Source organism: Shewanella goraebulensis, from assembly GCF_030252245.1.
GTDB lineage: Bacteria > Pseudomonadota > Gammaproteobacteria > Enterobacterales > Shewanellaceae > Shewanella > Shewanella goraebulensis.
Genome location: NZ_CP126972.1, coordinates 1988034 through 2007118, shown reverse-complemented (window position 1 = coordinate 2007118; position 19085 = coordinate 1988034). Strand labels below are relative to the sequence as shown.

Sequence of the window (19085 nt, the reverse complement as noted above, 5' to 3'; positions counted from 1 at the left end):
TGCCTTATCTAGGATATCAAATTACTCGCCTTCAAACTCACACAAGGTCAAAATGTCGATCCCTAAGGCTTCAATACGTTTCTCGCCGCCAATATCAGGCAATGAAATAACAAATGCCGCATGAGCAACATCGCCGCCAAGTTCACGAATTAACTTAACTGTCGCTTCAATTGTTCCGCCAGTTGCTAGTAAGTCATCAACCACTAATACTTTGTCACCTGGTTTTATGGCATCAACGTGAATTTCTAAGGTGTCTTTGCCGTATTCAAGATCGTAAGTTTGCGCAATTGTTTTTCTAGGTAACTTGCCTGGCTTACGTACTGGTACAAAACCAATACCTAATTCAAGTGCTAATGGCGCACCGAATAGAAAACCTCGGGCTTCAGTTCCTACAACTTTTGTGAATCCAAGCGACTTATAATGTTCAACGAATAAAGCGATAGTAGCTTTATAAGCTTCAGCATCTTCTAATAAGCTGGTCACATCGCGGAACATAATGCCTGGAATGGGATAATCAGGAATGGCTTTAATGCTATCTTTGATTAACGCTAAACTTGCTGGATTCATAGTCATATTGTGTAGTCTATTTAAAAAGGAATGGATTAATAGCCAGATTGGCAATACTCATTAAACTGAAATTGCAAAAATAGTATCTGGCATATCACTCGATTTGGCTGATAGTAAGCATGTTTTAAGTGAGTTGCAACTAACGAGCAAAATACTAGCAACTTTTAGTCTAACTCTGGGATCTGCCACATAAAAATCAGTAGTACACATAACATACAAACTAACATTATCTGTACCCAAAATAATGGCACTATTGCGATACTGATTACAAAGCTCAGCGTGGTCATTATCATCGCTTTACGCTTTAACTTCTTATTGATCGACCGTTTGTTTTGCCAATCGTTTAAACCTTGAGAAAACCATGGATGGGTCATCAACCAATGATGTAACCTGTCACTGGATCGTGCGAAACAATACGCTGCCAGTAATATAAAAGGCACTGTTGGCAACAGCGGCACCACAATACCAATGGTACCTAATGTTACGCTGGTTAAACCTACAATTACAAAAAAGCCGCGCTTTAACGACATATCACTCCATGCCAAATCAAAAAAACCATTCAATAGAATGGTTTTTGGATAACCGATGCTATTAAAAATAGCCCAGTATAATAACTGAGATTAACAGTTAAATTAAGCCTGCAAGTCTCAACGCTGAAATAGAAGCTGGTAATGTTGGTAACAGCAAAACAAGGATAAAACCAATAAAATACAAAATGTTAAATGGGTCTTTAAACGGCTGACTCATGTTATTTGATTCCTAAGAGTAATGTTAACCACCTTCTGGCAGCGTGAACTAGATCACAAAATTCGCGCTATTGTAAGTAAAAAGATGGTCAATAAAAACCCTTAAATAACTGTGTGTTTTGAGTTGTTCTGTTGTGCATCAGCTAAAGTGCAGATAATGCCCTTTTCAGCCAGTTGTTGGAGCATCTGTAAGCAGCCATTTGACAAGGTTTCAGCACTCATTTGAGGATAAGATGTTTGCAGCCAAACGATAATATCACTCAGATAACAAGCTTGTGATTGGCAGATAAACCCTAATACTTGCGCTGTTAGCGGGTTCAACTGTAAAAATATAACTTCATCAGCCTCGTCACGATAGACACAAAAGCTATAAGGCTGCTCACTTGGTTCTGTTGGCTGATAATTAACACTAATATGTTGCACATCATAATTATACTGAGTGACAGTGGCTTTTACTGACAGTGATAATGGCAACTCGGTGAGCATTTTGGTGGTTATTGATTGTTCTTTTTCATTATCAAAAACAGTAGCGATATATAACTCAAGCCATTCGTAATGCGCCAGTTCAATCATAAATGGCGGGTCATAATCCACAGTTTGATATTGAGTTTGTAAAAACGCGATAAACTCTTGAGAAATTTCTATAAAAATTGGTGTTTTACAATCAAAGCGGACAAAAAACTGTTGAATAAGCTTGAGCCAGGCTTCATCTGTATATAGAGACTTTAATACTGGAAAAGCACCCGATACAAAACCATTTATATTATTAAAAAATAGTTCTCGATATACCGTCATTCGCTCTAAAGTCATACCATCAGGTAACGGCCGACTAGGATCTCGAATGTAGTCCATAAATGATTGCTGAGTGTCAATAAAATTCATTAAGCACTCCTTGCTTTTGACGAGGCTAACGTTTGCTGCTGATATTGATGAATTTGATTAATTTCCAGCAATAGCTCTGGCGTTTTAGGGATATTAAAATCTCGTTCTAACAAGGTTGGAAACACACCGTGTTGCTGATAGCTTTGTTGCAATAATGCCCAAACTGGATCAATCACATCCGCGCCGTGAGTATCCACCATTAGCTCGGAAGTTTCTTCGTAATGCCCTGCTATATGCATGTACTCGATGCGCTCAGTTGGCATTGATGTCAAAAACTCAGCAGCATTATATTGGTGGTTAATTGAATTGACATAGATGTTATTAACATCTAAAAGCAATTTACAGTCAGCTTCCGTTAAAACAGCATTAACAAACTGCTGTTCATTCATTTGCGCACCTGGAGCGGCGTAAAAAGACACGTTTTCAAGTATGAATGGCCTCTCAAGAATATCTTCAACTTGTTTAATACGCTTAGCCACGTAATTGACCGCCTCTTCCGTGAATGGAATAGGCATCAAATCATACATATGACCGTTACCAGAGCAATAACTTAGATGTTCTGAATAAATATTAATCTGGTGTAAATCGAGAAAGGCTTTGATGTTTTTAACAAACTCGGTATCAAGCTTTTCAGGACTACCAATTGAGAGTGATAAACCATGACAAAAAAACTCATGCCGTTCGGTTAACTGTCTAAACTGTTTGCCAAATTTCCCACCTAAAGTCATCCAGTTTTCTGGTGCCACTTCAAAGAAGTTAATCTCATCTGGTACCTGCTGACAAAACTCATCAAGCATCTCTCGGCGTAAACCCAGTCCAACTTTAGCTTGCTCTGTCATTACAACACTCCGTTTGTTACTTTTTATCAATTAAAAAGGCCTGCATAACAGGCCTTATCATGACGTACTTTACATTCACATTAAACATTCAATGGGGTAAAAAATGTTATGGATGTAAAGTTTATATGCTAGTAAAAAAATTACTTAGCACCACCACATTTACCTTCACCACACTTACCTTCTTTAGCTTTCTTGTCGCCACCGCACTTGCCTTCACCGCACTTACCTTCTGCAGCTTTTTTCATGTCACCGCCGCATTTACCTTCACCACACTTACCTTCTTTGGCTTTCATGTCGCCGCCGCATTTACCTTCGCCACACTTGCCTTCTTTGGCTTTCATGTCGCCGCCGCACTTGCCTTCGCCACATTTACCTTCTTTGGCTTTTTTCATGTCGCCGCCGCACTTACCTTCACCGCACTTGCCTTCTTTGGCTTTTTCATCACCGCCATCAAGTTGGTAACCTGCACTCATTTGCTCAAAACCAAATGGGTTAGCTTCAACTGAAGTTGATACACCAGCCGTTAATACTACCGCGCCTAAAGCCATTGCTACTGTTGTTTGTTTTACTGAGTTCATAATATTCTTCCTTATATTTAAACTTTTATAATGATGACCAACAGCTAACAGTGCTGGCTTACAATTGATTAGACCTACAACTGTTTACTTTTATTTCACAAAAATTGATCTAAGTCATAAATATTTTTAAAATTTCTTGCTAGAGAGTTCATTTCAATTGTAATCATAGTGTAAAAAAACAATCTATCAAGCTGATATTTAAGATTAATATTTCACCAAAGCCGTTTTAAAGTTTATTTACTGTTTCGAAATGAATTTGTATAAAAAACGAAAGTCGCTAAAATGGCGCTCCTTTTATTTACAACAGGTTCAGCCGTGCGCGTAGTATTAGCTCCAATGGAAGGCGTCATTGATGATTTGATGCGAGAAATTTTATCTGAAATTAATTCCTATGATTTAGTCGTCACTGAATTTGTCCGGGTGATAAGTCAATTACTACCAGAAAAGGTGTACTACAAACTGTGCCCTGAACTCCATAACGGTGGTTTTACAGCATCAGGCACACCTGTTCGTATTCAATTACTAGGACAACATCCAAGTGTGATGGCTGAAAATGCCCAACGTGCCGTTGAATTGGGCTCACAAGGGGTTGATGCTAACTTTGGCTGCCCAGCTAAAATGGTCAACCGCAGTAACGGTGGCGCTGTATTACTGCAATACCCTGACACCATTCACGACATTGTAAAAGCCATGCGTGATGCTGTACCTGCAGAGCAACCCGTAACAGCTAAAATCCGACTCGGTTTTGAAGACAAATCATTGTTCATGGAAAATGCATTAGCTGTATATGAAGCTGGCGCCACAGAACTTGCAATTCATGCCCGCAGTAAAGTGGACGGTTATAAACCGCCAGCTTATTGGGAGTACATCACCGAAGTGCGTGAACGCCTACCTATTCCTGTGATTGCCAATGGTGAAATTTGGAGTGCTGAAGATGCTAAACGCTGCATGGAAGTCACAGGCTGTGACAATATTATGCTTGGACGCGGCGCCATGTCGCTGCCTAATTTAGCCGCAACCATCAAAGATGGTGTTGCGCCTTATACCTGGTCGCAAACGTTAAGTTTACTGCTGAGCTATACCCAAAAACAGCTTATTGGTAAAAAAGCTGATTACTATCCAGCTCGAGTGAAACAATGGTTTACCTATCTTAATAAGCAATACCCTGAAGCTGACATATTGTTCAGAGAGTTAAGAGTAATGAAAACGACAGATGATATAGTGAAAATTTTAGAAAAAGCCTATAAACAAAATAGCCATTAATTGAATTTGCGAATTTATTGTTTAGATTCAATATAAACAAACCTTAATGTTAGTTCACTAAAATGAAGCATAGGTTTGATCTCCATCATAACAATAGAATTGATTAGCGTTAGACTAATATACCCAGTAAAGAGATTAAAAATTAGGCCCTTTTGTGAGCATTGAAGAGATACAACAGACATTAATGCAAAAAGAAGCACAACTTAAATATGAGTTAGTGCATCAACTTAACCAGCAGGTGAATGTTAATAGTGCGGCTCAAATTCACTTTAATATGAGCTTGACTGAACTCATTGAGCTAATGAGTGCCCAAAAGCTAACTGACATCCCTTTATTTGCTCAACTGACTCGCCTCGATGCAGCCCTTTGTCAGCTTGAACTTGGCCTATACGGTTTATGTTCTGATTGTGAGTCTGAAATTGAAGCACAAAGATTAGCTGCCGATCCGACAGAACAACGTTGCGCCAAGTGTGGAGAAAAACACCGCCAAGAACACCGTCAAGAACTTCGCTTAAGCCACTAATTTTCTTAGCCCTTTATTAATCTCCCTTCTTTTTAGCTTTTGACTTTCAATAATCAACTATTTGATGAGTATCATCCATAAAAAAACCTCCGACTCGCGGAGGTTTTTATTAGCTAAATTTCACTTTAGAATTTTTGATTGATACGTAGGTAGTAAGTACGACCTAGTACATCATACAAGTCAGTATTCACGTCACGGTAGCCTGAGAAGTCGTACCAAGTTGGTGCTTCTTCATCAAATACGTTATTGATACCTACTGTGATAGAACCATTCCAATCGTGAGAATAACCAAATTGGATATTATGTTTAAAGTAATCAGGTGTATCTGTAATATAATCATAGCCTAGATCACGCCAGTATTGACCTGATTGACTACCAATGTACACAGTAGTCCAAGCAGCGTTAAAGTCGTTGTAGTACCAAGCTGCTGCTAAATTACCACGCCATTGTGGGTAATCCTGAATACCTGCGTAATCGATTGCAATAGATTCTGAATCAGCTTGCTCTTCAAATTCTAATACGTGTGTCATATCGACTTTGAAGTTAAAGTCACCGAAACCAGTTTCTAAATTATATGATGTGGCAAAATCTAAACCACTGGTTACAACAGAAGACATATTGATGTAGCCACTTTCTATGTATTCAATTTTACCATCAGCTCCACGAGTGACGAAGTCTGAACTGCCGTTAAGTTTTTCATCACGAATAACATCTGTAGCACTTACTGCTTCAATCTTGTTGTCGTAAGTAATGTCGTAGTAAGAAAGCTCAACACTCCAAGCATCTGTGACATTCCAAACAGCACCTAATGTTAGCGAGTTACCTTCTTCAGCTTCTAAGTCTGGGTTACCGCCAAACCATGTTTTATGCTGGTTACCTGTAGCACAGTAGTTAGCATCTGAACCGTTGTTTTCTTCACACCATACTGAGTCATATGCAGTTTCAAAGCTTAACGACTGAGATGAGAACATCTCGCCCATATTAGGCGCTCGGAATGAATCACCATAACTTGCACGGACTAATAAGCTGTCAACTGGACGCCAGCTCACACCAATCTTAGGTACAACAGCATCAAATGTTGAAGAGTTAGTCACTACACCAGTAGCACCAGTTAACGAACCCTCTTGCTCATAACGCTCGTAGCGAACAGCTAGCGAAACATCGATATTAGCTGGTAAGCCCATTTGGATTTCTGTATATGCAGCAGTACGGTCACGCTCAGCATCGACATCATCACCACCTGAACCACCTGAGATAATACCTGCTGCTGATTCTGGGTCTGAAGTTTGCTTAAAGTTGATCATTTCATATTCAGCACCAACTAGCATAGCAAGTGTGAAGTTGTCATTATCAATAAATGTTGTAGAAGCTAAACCATCAATCTGAGTACTATCGAATTTACCTTGGTAAACACCGGTATGATTTGCTGCGCTATAAAGTGCAGTCATCGATTGATCCCACTCATCATAGCTCAAACCACTGGTGTTGAAGATATCGTAATTACCAGTATCGATTTCGCTTTGAATAATGTCATCATTAATCAAATTGTAATTAAATGAGTTAGTTGTTGAGCCTGAATATTGAGCATTGATTTCCCAATCGATACCGTTGCCGATATCAGCGAATCCAACAAAACCACCTAACATATCGTAGTTATTGGTTTCAGTTAAGGTATCACGCTCACCGATTTGCACAGAACGCATATATACTGTCATGTCTTCGCCAGTTGGGTTATAGGCATTATCAGCAGACATAACTGGATAGTTAGTAGAAACAGGTGTACCAGCATAACGAGTGTTAGTTTCACTTAATGATGCAGAACCACGACCACGGAATTGAATGTCGTCAGTAATGTCATAACTAAAGTTAGTCATGAACGAGTTACGCGTCATATCACCGAAAAGTTTGGTCACTTCACCATAACTGTAATAACAACGACCATTGTTATTGCCATCTGTACCGTTTACAACATTTTCTGTTTCATCACACATTTCAGAGTTTGAGTAGAAGTCATAAATGTCATCACCATTTTCATCTACTTTACCAGTGTTGTAATAACCATTTGGTACTGAACTGAATGAACTATAATCACCGTAAGAATCATCATCCATATTCCAAATATCACGATCCATTACAGCTTTGGTATCATAGTACTCGTATGTGAAAGTGATGTTACCTTTATCTGTGTTGTAACCAGTTGCAATAGAGAAACGAGTTGCGTCACCACCTTCAACATCAGGCATTTCAACACTGTAATCTAATTGCACACCTTCAAATTCTTTTTTAGTGATGATGTTGATTACACCAGCTACTGCATCAGAACCATAAACAGCTGAAGCACCATCACGTAAAATTTCAATACGTTCTACAATAGCGATTGGTATTTGTGACGTATCCGCTGTAGATCCAGAACTTGAACTAGTACCAGGCATACGGCGACCATCAAGTAATACTAATGTAGCTTGTGACCCAAGGCCACGCATGTTAATTGAGCTCGTAGCACTTGCACCTGAACCATAGCCAGACGTACCACGCCATGAACCGAATGCGTTAATAGATGAGTTGTTAAGTACATCAGCAACTGTTTTTTCACCTGTAAGTGCAATATCTGCGGCACTTAATACGGTAACAGGCGAAGACGTTTCCATATCCACTTGCTTAATACGTGAACCTGTAACCTCAATACGCTCTACTTTTTCTACTTCTTCAGCAAATGCTACACCTGAAAAAGCAACCGATGCTGCTGTCGCAGCTAGAATACTGCGACGAATCGCCTTAGCTGTTAACGTTAATGAACTCATGTAAATCTCCCTGGATGTTAGTTTTGCTAACATATTGACTTTTTATTGTTTTATTTAGTTAAACCGAAGTTAATAACCTCAACTCGATACTGTTAAATCAACGCAAATCATTCAACAAGCAACACATAAATTTAACCAGGAGTGTACAAACTGATACACTTTAGCGAGACCAATATCACACTAGAAAAACCAATAACCATTAAAATCATAAGGTTAAATAAACACAAAAGAACCACACCCAAAATAAGACTCAATGATACAACCTGCCACAACTGTCACTAGCCAGTTAAAACCAAACAACATACTGAAACAATTGTAAAAAATAAGCAGAAATAACCTAGAAAAAACTGACAATGTACAAATAAAAAGTTAATCAATTATTTTGTTTAACAAACAAAAAGCCCCAGCCGATATTTCGACTGGGGCTTCATAAACTAGAAGACTTAAAAGGTTAAGTTTTCTCTATTAGAACTTCACGCTAGCACGAACGAAGAAGTAACGACCTAACACATCATAAGTGTACGGATCGGTATTTGAATCGTTGTTACCTGTGTAGTAAGGAGGCTCTTCATCTAATACGTTGTTCACACCACCAGACAATCTAACTGTTTCGTTGATATCGTAAGAAGCTGAGATATCGTGGTAAACAATTGAGTCAACTGAAGGTGCGTAACAATCGCTTGGATCATCCTTACAAGCAAATGAATCCATACCATCGATGTAACGTGCTTCGTATGTAGCAGACCAATCGTCACCAGCTGCAGTTAAGTTAAAGTTAGTTTTTAACTCAGCGTATGCACCTACACCACCAGTGATGTAACCTTTATAATCAATTGCATTACCATCTTGGTCGAATTCTTCATATGTATCAAGAATCGAAGTATCAAGACCCGCTTTCCAATCTAGGCCTAAACCTTCGAAAGTATAAGCAACGTTGATGTCGAAGCCAGATGTGTTAGTTTCACCAATGTTTTGTAAACCATTTTCGAAGCTAATACGACCAGTACCGTCGATTTCAATGTTAGATGCCTGACATAGTGCAGTACCTTCATTGATCTTGTTGCCATTTGCATCTAGACACTGATTCGCAATGTAGTTTGAATCTACAGATGTAATTGTATTTGTAATGCCAATATCGTAGTAATCAACAGTTAGTGATAGACCATCAACAAAACTTGGAGAATATACTAAACCGATAGTTGTGATATCTGCTTCTTCAGGTGTTAGTAACGGGTTACCACCTACTGTTACTTCTGCTTGAGTTTGGTCTGTAGCAGGGTGAACAATTTGGTCGAATGATGGAGACTTACCACCGTAAAGCTCATCTACAGTAGGAGCACGAAAAGCAGTTGATTGAACACCACGAACCATTAAGTCATCAAATAAACGCCAAGTTAAACCAAGTTTCCAAGTACTGTCGTCACCAAATGTGCTGTAATCGAAATAGCGAACTGCAGCGCTCATATCAACTTGTTGTGCTAAAGGTAAGTCACTCAATAAAGGAATAGCTAATTCAGCATAAAATTCGCTAACATCAAATGAACCTGATGTAGCTTCTACACGAGGGTCATTTGCAAGACCTTGTGCAGTTAATGAGTCTGGAGTGAAGTAAGCAGACTCTTTACGGAATTCGTAACCTGCAGCAAAGCCCATAGTACCCGCTGGTAAATCAACGATGTCACCAGAAAGTGTTAGTGCAGCGATATCTAACTCACTACCACCAGCATTAACTTCTGTGTAGACGAATGGAGCAATACTATCACCCATCCAAGATGATTGAAGGAATGGGTCAAACTCTTCAGCTTGAACAGCATCGTTGATAGAACCAATGTTGTGTAAGTTAGCTAGTGTGTCAACTGAGTCATTCTTACCTTTGTTGTAAGAAGCATCCCAAGTCCAACCATTATCGAACTCACCTTCGAGGCCAACAACTAAACGAATAGTATCAACAACTTGAGAGAAGTCACGAGAACCAGATTCAACCATACGGCGGCCGTAGTCTACAAGTTCGCCATCTTCTACCCATGGTAATAGATCATCAGTCATCCAACCGCCAGCTGATATTGGTTGATATTCCCAAGACTCACTGTTCCAAATTGGTTGTGGCGCCATTTGTTGGTCAGACCAACGCTTAGAGTACATTGCTTCAGAGAAGAACATGATTGAATCAGATAGCTCATAAGTACCAGCCATGCTTAAATTCAAACGCTCCATTGGAGTAGATAGAAAGCTAGAAGCTGAGTAGTTATAACGGTCTGCATCAGTGAACTCATGGTATTCACCACCACGACCACTTAAATCAGCACCATTTGCGCCCCAAATATGACCACCTTCTGAGTATGAAGAACCGGCACAATATAGGCCGTCATCACCTTCAGCAATTGGACATTCAGAGAAGTCACGATCTGCTTGACTTGCATCACCACGCTTAGTGTACTGAGCGTTAATAACAACATTACCTTTATCGAATGTGTTACCAACAGTGAAATCTAGGCTAGTTTCATCTGCGTCACCTTGACCAGACATACCAGTTTGAACGTTTAGTTCAAAACCATCGAAATCACGCTTTAAGATTACGTTTACAACACCAGCGATAGCGTCAGTACCGTAAACAGCTGATGCGCCATCTTTAAGTACTTCAACACGTTGGATCATAGAAACTGGGATAGTGTTTAAATCAACTGAAGATGCTGCACCTGTACCTGATGCAATCATACGACGACCGTTAACAAGAACTAGAGTACGGTTTGAACCTAGACCACGTAAGTTAACACGAGCATTACCGCCAGAACCGTTGTTCACAGCTGCGTTAGTCATAGCACCACCAGAAGAAGTCATCTTCTGTAGTACGTCATCAATAGAGGTTGCGCCTGAAGCGATGATAGCCGAAGCATCAATTACGCTTACTGGGCTGGCAGTTTCCATGTCGGTACGCTTAATACGTGAACCCGTTACCGCAATTCTTTCTACTTTCTCAGCTTGTGCTTCTTCAGCGATAACACTTCCTGAAAATACTGAACCTGTTGCGACAGTTGTTGCTGCTATTGTCAAAAAGCCACGGCGGATTGCCTTAGCTGTTAAAGATACTGAACTCATTATAATACTCCCTTCGCTATGCCACATATAAAGCCATAACGTTATATTTTTTATTTTTTAGGTTAAACATTTAATTAACCTAGAGCATTATTGTTAAATAAAATCACATTAGTCAACATCTATTACAAATTAATAACCAAGTGCAGGAGTGTTGATACAGACTTAATTTTGACACGTGTTAAAACAATGTTAAAACAAATGAAAACAAATAAAAACAAAGACTTATAAAAATACATCTTTTGGCGGTTAAATATAATGATAACTTTTGTTAACCAATGGTTATTAATAACATTAAATAAGATCAAATATTAACCAAATAAGTTAATTCAATTATGCTTTAGGTTAAATAATAGATCCAAGAAAAGACCTAGAGTTAACAAAATCTTAACCTAAGTAACAGCTTTTTATTAAAAAATAATTTTTAAATCACAATAAAATTAATAATTAGAAGTTGAGCCTGTTTATTATTTAACAAATAACCGACATTCAGCCAGGTTTGAAAAGAGTAATAACTCAATCTGATTCGAAGGTAATTGCAACAATTGAATTTTTAGCAAATAAAAAAGGAATACTTATTCACATATATGAAAATAAGAAAGTCTCGGTTTCGATTGGAAACACAAAGAAAAATCAATCGATAAAACGGCTATAAGTTCCGAGCAGGGGTTGGAATAGAAGCAAGAAGAGCTATCAGCAATTTTTAGGCACAAAAAAAGGAGCCATTAGGCTCCTTTTTTGCGTAATTCAGTAAGAATTAACGAGTGCGAGCACATAACTCTTCAGCACTGAAGAAGTATGCAACTTCACGTTCTGCAGATGCTACAGAATCAGAACCATGAGCAGCATTTTCGTCGATGCTTTCAGCAAAATCTGCACGGATTGTACCTTCAGCTGCTTCAGCTGGGTTAGTAGCACCTAAGATCTCACGGTGAGCTAGAACAGCGTTTTCGCCTTCAAGCGTTTGAACCATGATAGGACCAGAAGTCATGAATGCAACTAAAGCACCAAAGAAAGGACGTTCGCTGTGCTCAGCGTAGAAGCCTTCAGCTTGTTCTTTGCTTAGGTGAACCATTTTAGAAGCGATGATTTTCAGGCCAGCAGTTTCAAAACGGTTGTAGATAGCGCCAATGTGGTTTTTTGCAACAGCATCAGGCTTAATGATAGAAAAAGTACGTTCGATAGCCATGAAAAGCTTCCTTCTTGATATAGGGTTTTTAAATTCGCGCGGATTATACGAAATTTACGTCAACATGCATAGGCCTAATGGCATCACATAATCAAAATGTAACCATGTGACTTAGGTTCTACTCAATTTGTGATAAACCTCAAGCTGCTCAGCAATAAAGAACTCACATTTAAACGACTCTGTTTAGCCATAGTTCAAACCAATAAAGCACTGTACATTACTGGCTCGCAAAACTCGGCAGTAAGTAGTTAAGCAGCATTTGGGGGAGTTCTGTTACGAAGGTTTCTTGATCCATTGAGCATGCTATTGCAGGCGTTAAACTAGGGTATAGAATCTTATCAAGTAAACTGTTAATCAACATGTATATCGCCATGTCGGCAGCTTGCTGCTTTTTAAGGTCAACTTGAATCGAATCATTGTTGTCGGGAGAAAACTTTAATAACAAATTTGATAAACGGCTATAGGCTTCATTTCTATCTAGAGTGGGGTTAGCAAACATAGTATCTGAATGAAGCCGTGCATTTAAATGAATAGTCCTAAAAACGCTTTTTCTAGCATCAAGAAAATCGTTGGTTGAACGACACAACAAAGTCACTTGCTGCTCAAGCGTATGACATTCTGCGGACTCCATTTGATCAATCCATTGTCCTAGTTCCTTCCCAAACGCATCGTAAAGCAGCGGCAATAACGCTTCTTTGTTTTCAAAACGACGGTAAAAAGTACCTACGGACACCCCTGCACCTTCAGCTAATTCTTTAATGCTGATGTGCTCAAAATATTTAACTTTAAGGGCGTTTTGTAACGACACTAGGAACTTATCATGGGTTTCTTGACTGCGTTTTTGTTTCGGACGTAAATCAGGTGCTGACATTGACTATTCCATTCAAAATCAATAAGTGAGAATAACTCATCGCATCATACAATTTATTGTAGGCAAACTCTAACTCAAGGTTAATTCAAAGCCTAAAAGTGATAATTCACTTTGTGTGGCCATTATTTATATCGCAATTTGACGCTATAAAATCAAGTGACGAAATAAAAAGCAACGGCTGAGTGCCGTTGCTTTTCACGTAGACTCAATCAACTCAACGTCAATTGCTTGGTGTTTGCTAAACAGAGCTAGCCCAAATTGGCCTACCAGCAGCAGTTAACTAAAGCTGCTAACTAACTATAGCTGTTCACCATTTTTATCTTCACCAATGAGGATCCAACTTGGGTTGCTGTTGTAGTCAGGGTGCAGCTGCCAATTACTAGCATCATAAATCCATGGTTGTAAGCACGTTCTATCGGTCACACAAGGATCAGTTAGCGCATCCATGAACTCAACAACGGTATTAGATTGATCGATGTTAATATCGATTTCTGGCGCAGGAGAATTAGATGTTGTCTCATCAAAACTCTGCCTAAATAAAAAGCGGGTATTGTCGAACGCATAAGGATTCATGTTGTTATAAACCTGCTCACAACTTTCACCATACTTACTCATGATATCAACTATCGAAGTTAGCTCACAGTACTCAGCATTACCTATTTCATTAAATGAAGCATTAGCATTAAGAATTGTACTGATGCCGAGTAAGTTATTCATCGCACCACCAGGATTGCCATACACATCCATCACTTGAGTCAATGTCGATAACGCGCCGTTGTGCATATAAGGCCCTGTCACAGCAATGTTAAGCAAAGGCGAAGTGCGAAAATGATATGCATCTCCTATATCACCCGTCACATTCTGACGCCCAAAATCACTACCAGTGACAAACTGGTTGTCATCACCATTACCTGGGCCAACCTGACCTAAACCAATGGCATGAAATTCACCATCGGTAAAGTTGTCACCTGAATGACACTGGCTACAGGCTGCGCCGCCTTCATCACCCGCGGTCATAAATAACACCGCTCCGACTTTTTGATTAAAACTCAATGTATCAATGTCTTTATTAGATTCACCACGCAAAGCTGCGAGGTATTCTTTCCATGGATTATCAGCAAAAATCATCGACTCCTCAAAAGCGGCTAGTGCTTCGGCAATTAAATCAAACGTAATAGTGTTATTGCCATAGGCATCAATAAATAATGCCTCCCATTCAGCATCTCCTTCAAAACGTTCAGCGAGCATATCGCGATACGCTTGATTGCTTGAGCCTAAAGGCTCATCACCGCGCATTTCATTGTGAGTAATGGTTGGAAAACGCGACTGAGCATTGGCAAGCGATGCCCCCGAAGGAATGTTGTTATCAGCAGTGGTAGAACTAGTTGAATCTGGGGTAATAATACCGCCATCAGTGCCGCGAGCACCTGGCGTATTATTAACACTTTCTATTCTGGAGTCCCAAAATAAGCCCCTATCTAACAACCCCAGATTAAATATGGTTGGCGCATTACGACCAATAACAGGATAGCCTTCTAGCTCACCTGCATCACTGCCATTAAAATAACGGCCTGATCCAAGCAAATTGGGGTTAAAATCATGAAAAACATCTACCGCATCATATCCCACTGGCCAAGATAGATTATCACCACCACCAAGCACCGGGTGGTGACAAGATGCACATGCAGTATCGTATTCGCCACTTAAGCGTTTAGAGTAAAATAATGCTTTACCTAATTGGGCTTTGGCATCATTGATGTTAGGTAAATCGCGGCCTACAGTTGGGTCGCCCGTTAAGCCTTGTTCATTAATTAGCACTTGAGCGTGAACATCAACAGGTTCCATGCTGCCAGATATCGTACCTAAACCATCATCACTTATGATGGCCTCTCCTTCTTGAACATCAACTTCTGAAAGCTGTAAATCGTCAATGCCAGAACGTACGACTCTCACTAACATTGCATCGCTGCGGCCCTTAAACCAATTTAACCCTGTTTTGAAATTAATAAACCAAGAGTCCTGTGAAAACTCAATCATAGGTGATGAGCTCCAAGTGTATTCTTGGGCTGTGGCGGGAAATACATTTAAATTAATCGCAGGTGAAACGGTTGTGAAATCAACCAGCGAAAATAACTCTTTATTGTTCGGTAAACGCCAATCACTGTAGCCAGCCAAATCATGATTCTGCGCAAACGCTAACGCATCCCCCCAATCCATCGCATCAGCAGTTCCGTTATCACACTGCAGCCCATCAAGACCGGCAACACATTGAGCCCACATTAATCCTGTAGCCGAATCTGTTACGGTGCCATCATCATGTACCACATAACGCTCATCTGGCGTTTCTTGTATATTGGCTTCAGTTGAAACGGGATCAATCACTCTAACTAAACGTATTGCAGCAGATTGATAACGTTGAATATTTTTATTATTCCCAAATACATATTGAAAAGCCCAAGCATAGAACTCACCATGCTCGCCACTGTAAGGTAACGCACTCCAATAGAATTCACTTACAGTATTCGGAAAGTAATCGGTATCTATTTTTGTCGCACGACTTGAGGCACCAAAGTGCGCAATTGACATTAAATGGCTGTTACTCGGTACTCGCCAGTCACTGTAACCACAAAGGTTTTCTTCATTGGTTGTGATGATTAACCCATTCCAGTCATCATAGTAATCACCTTTTCGTTCAATCCCTTCCCTTTCTCGTGCAGTTAACCCGCCCCAGCGATAAGTATTGCTCGCATCACGAATACCACCGTCTCGAGTTTTAACTTCCCACATTAATCCTGTGCGATTATCTCGAACGCAGGCCCAAGGGGAAGATGTATAGTTGCCACTGCCAGTATATTCAGAGCCATCTGCATTTATACGAGTGAAATCAAACCCATTAGCACCATTTTGCCCTGAGTCAGTAACAGCACTTCGTCCTTGGCTGCAGTCTTGCGCTAAATTCGTTACATTATCACTTGCCGTAATACTCACACTGCAATCAGTGCCGTTTCTGTCATAGTCCGACCCAAAACCAATCCCGGTGTCATTGAGCGCAGCCATGCCAAGATTGAAATTTTGCACTGGCGCCTCACCAGAACCACCGTCATTCCCACCTTCACCACCATCGCCACCACCATCTTCATTATCTTCTCCACCTGAACCGTCTTCCCCCGAATCTTCATCACCCGTATTTCCTTCACCAGGGTCGCCTCCTATTTCAGTTTCATCACTACTGGAATTGGAGTCATCGCTACCACCACAGCTTGCTAAGAAAAAAATGAATATCAAAGAACAGAGAATACGAAGTGTGCTTTTAATTTTTAGTTTGGTTATCACAATACCGCTCCAATATGTTGTTAACTTTTTTGTATCATAAACTGACAAAGATGAGCGGAAGATGAGCAAATAAAATTGATTTAAGGTTTATAACGCAAAGAGATGTTTATCATTAAATAACTGAAGGTTAAGTTAGATTTTACTAATAACTTTATAACAATTTTGTGTTTACTTAGCTTCTATAGGATATTTGAGATTCATATATAACTGTTGTCCATGTAGTTCAGCAATGAGTTCAAGTGACAATGCTTGTGTTGCACTTTGTGCTATTGAAAGCCCTAACCCTACATGCTTAGTTCCTGTTCGAGACAGATCTTTACGCCACAATCTATCAAACATAGTATTCAAATCATCTCGGTTGAGATTAGGTGCATCATTCACGACTCGTATAACGGAATATCTACTTTCACTGTCGATTGTGATTTCACTATTCTCTGGGGCATATTCCACCGCATTACTGATTAAGTTCGAAATAATCATCCTTAAAAGCCGAGGATCGCTCAGGACACAATAACCATCATCAATAAGCTGAATAATTGTCATGTTGCGTTGGTTAATTTGATTAGTGTGTAACGAGATACATTCTCCAACAAGGCTCGCTAAGTTCACTTGTTCTAACAAAACTTCAGCACGTGAGTTTTCAACTCTGGCTAATGAAAGTAAACCATCGATGGTCTGTTGCAATTGCGCTGAAGATTCAGCAATATAATGGAAATCTTCTGTTGAGGATTGCTCAGGCCACTTTAGCGCTACTTCACTTGTGGTGCGCATCGCCGCTAGTGGTGTGCGTAACTCATGGGCTAAGTCGTTATTAAACTGACGTTCTCTTGCAAAACTTTGCTCTAACCTAGCAAGTAATTGATTTAATCTTGCCACCAGCGGCGTAATTTCAGCAGGCACATCAACTTCAACTAATCGATTGTGTAATGACCCCGCTTCGACATTAGCCACTTGCTCTGACAAGTCATGAATAGGAATTAATGCTCTTTTAATTACAACAATAAGAATCGCTGATAATAAACTGCAGAAAAACAGCCCGCCTAACAATAATTGAAAAGCAAACGCAGATAATCTCTGATTAATATCTTCTCGGTTAATCGCCACAGAAACATTGATAGCAGGTCGTCTTGGTCCACCTTTTAGCGTAAATGAGTGAACACGGATATCAGCACCGGAGCTTAATTGGCTATTGAACTGAATCCCATCAACATTGTTCGTTGCAACTAGCTCTTCGGAGAGATGAAGTTGTTCACTACCTAAGCTAATTGATTTACTCAGAGTTTGACCGTTGAGGCCCCAAGTTTGCAGATAGTAACCACTTTCCACATCGTTGAGTTTTAATTTGGTGCTTGAAGCAAAGCCTTGTTCTATAACTACAGCGCCGAAACGAGGTGTTGGTCTCATCAACGTTAACTTCATGATCCGAGAAAATTCATTTAGCTCATTATTAAGACTGGCATTTAATCTGCGCTGTTCAGAAAAATACAATAATGAACCCGCTAATATGGCAATAATCACAAAGCTTGGTACTAGCCATATTAAAAGTTTACTGCGAATACTCTTCATGGTTTTTTCGGGCTAATCATATAACCCATACCTCTTCGAGTATGAATAAGCGGTGCACTTGATGTAGATACGCTAATGGCTTTTCTTAATGCACATATTGCAGTATCGACAACATTACTCGTTGGGGATACTTGTTCATCATAAATATGATGTTCTATTTGAGTACGGGAAATAACGCTATCAGTGTGCAACATCAACAACTCTAGTAATGCATACAACTGAGAAGGTAAAGCGATGGCTTGTTCTGCACGTTTTACCGTTTTGGCAGACCTATCCAATACAAGATCCGCAACCACAAGTTTCGGCGAACGGTGTTGATATTTACGTCGAGCTAATGCTTCGACGCGAGCAATCAATTCTTCAATTGCAAAAGATTTAACTAAATAGTCATCCGCACCTAAACGCAGTCCAGCTACCCTATCTTCAATAGAATCTTTTGCAGTTAAGAACAACACTGGGGTTTCATTGTTTGCCTCACGTAGTTTTTTAAGCACTTCACGGCCATCCAAGCCTGGCAACATTATATCAAGAATGATGACATCATAATCATGCTCTAATGCCATCCATAAACCTTCTTGTCCATCACCTGTGGCATCAACTGCAAATCCAGATGCTTTTAAGGCTTTAACCACCGGTCGACGTAATGCTTCAGAATCTTCGACCAACAATAATCTCATATAACCCCACTTTAAAAATTAAATGCTTGGACAATAAACTCAGTAAAATCTATATGGCGAACTCTATGACATAATCATACTAAAGATAACATGAGCAGAAGATTAACATTCAAATTAATCTTGTTACTTGTCAATACTTTTGGATGTCAATTCAATA

General features: G+C 39.7%; 14 protein-coding genes. 2 read left to right on the top strand and 12 right to left on the bottom strand.

The annotated features are described in order from the left end of the window. Positions 1–21: 21 nt before the first annotated feature. From apt to QPX86_RS08330, 5 genes are all read right to left on the bottom strand, one after another. On the bottom strand, positions 22–573 hold the full coding sequence (gene apt / locus QPX86_RS08350; protein ID WP_220754973.1) for an adenine phosphoribosyltransferase: 552 nt from the start codon (positions 571–573) through the stop codon (positions 22–24). A gap of 158 nt (positions 574–731) precedes the next feature. Continuing rightward, positions 732–1097, bottom strand: a complete 366-nt coding sequence (locus QPX86_RS08345) for a YbaN family protein (protein WP_220754972.1) — start codon at positions 1095–1097, stop codon at positions 732–734. Positions 1098–1415: 318 nt separating this feature from the next. Further along, entirely contained in the window at positions 1416–2195 is a 780-nt protein-coding gene (locus tag QPX86_RS08340; protein WP_285164903.1) for an HvfC family RiPP maturation protein, read from the bottom strand. After that, positions 2195–3034: an HvfB family MNIO-type RiPP peptide maturase gene (locus QPX86_RS08335; RefSeq protein WP_285164902.1), complete on the bottom strand. Its 840-nt coding sequence runs from the start codon at positions 3032–3034 to the stop codon at positions 2195–2197. The genes QPX86_RS08340 and QPX86_RS08335 overlap by 1 nt, the downstream gene beginning before the upstream one ends. 140 nt (positions 3035–3174) lie before the next feature. After that, positions 3175–3612 carry an HvfA family oxazolone/thioamide-modified RiPP metallophore gene (locus tag QPX86_RS08330; protein ID WP_285164901.1) on the bottom strand — a complete coding sequence of 146 codons (438 nt, stop codon included), beginning with the start codon at positions 3610–3612 and terminating at the stop codon, positions 3175–3177. A 315-nt stretch (positions 3613–3927) separates the two neighbouring features. Between QPX86_RS08330 and QPX86_RS08325 the strand changes: the two genes are divergently transcribed. Beyond that, the gene (locus QPX86_RS08325) at positions 3928–4875 is read left to right on the top strand and encodes a tRNA-dihydrouridine synthase (protein ID WP_220755004.1); all 948 of its coding nucleotides are present in this window, start codon (positions 3928–3930) and stop codon (positions 4873–4875) included. Between the two features lie 154 nt (positions 4876–5029). Further along, entirely contained in the window at positions 5030–5398 is a 369-nt protein-coding gene (locus tag QPX86_RS08320; RefSeq protein WP_220754968.1) for a TraR/DksA family transcriptional regulator, read from the top strand. A gap of 125 nt (positions 5399–5523) precedes the next feature. Here the strand turns inward: QPX86_RS08320 and QPX86_RS08315 are convergent, their stop codons facing one another. The 7 genes from QPX86_RS08315 to QPX86_RS08285 all read right to left on the bottom strand — a co-directional run bounded on the left by QPX86_RS08315 (position 5524) and on the right by QPX86_RS08285 (position 18928). Next, positions 5524–8199: a TonB-dependent receptor gene (locus QPX86_RS08315; RefSeq protein WP_220754967.1), complete on the bottom strand. Its 2676-nt coding sequence runs from the start codon at positions 8197–8199 to the stop codon at positions 5524–5526. Positions 8200–8664: 465 nt separating this feature from the next. Continuing rightward, entirely contained in the window at positions 8665–11295 is a 2631-nt protein-coding gene (locus QPX86_RS08310; RefSeq protein ID WP_285164900.1) for a TonB-dependent receptor, read from the bottom strand. Between the two features lie 754 nt (positions 11296–12049). Then, entirely contained in the window at positions 12050–12481 is a 432-nt protein-coding gene (gene ndk / locus QPX86_RS08305; protein WP_102526368.1) for a nucleoside-diphosphate kinase, read from the bottom strand. 217 nt (positions 12482–12698) lie between these two features. Further along, entirely contained in the window at positions 12699–13352 is a 654-nt protein-coding gene (locus QPX86_RS08300) for a TetR/AcrR family transcriptional regulator (protein ID WP_285164899.1), read from the bottom strand. Positions 13353–13649: 297 nt separating this feature from the next. Further along, entirely contained in the window at positions 13650–16685 is a 3036-nt protein-coding gene (locus QPX86_RS08295; RefSeq protein WP_285164898.1) for an Lcl domain-containing protein, read from the bottom strand. Between the two features lie 168 nt (positions 16686–16853). After that, positions 16854–18251 carry an ATP-binding protein gene (locus QPX86_RS08290; RefSeq protein WP_285164897.1) on the bottom strand — a complete coding sequence of 466 codons (1398 nt, stop codon included), beginning with the start codon at positions 18249–18251 and terminating at the stop codon, positions 16854–16856. Beyond that, entirely contained in the window at positions 18248–18928 is a 681-nt protein-coding gene (locus QPX86_RS08285; RefSeq protein WP_285164896.1) for a response regulator transcription factor, read from the bottom strand. The genes QPX86_RS08290 and QPX86_RS08285 overlap by 4 nt, the downstream gene beginning before the upstream one ends. Positions 18929–19085 lie beyond the last annotated feature (157 nt).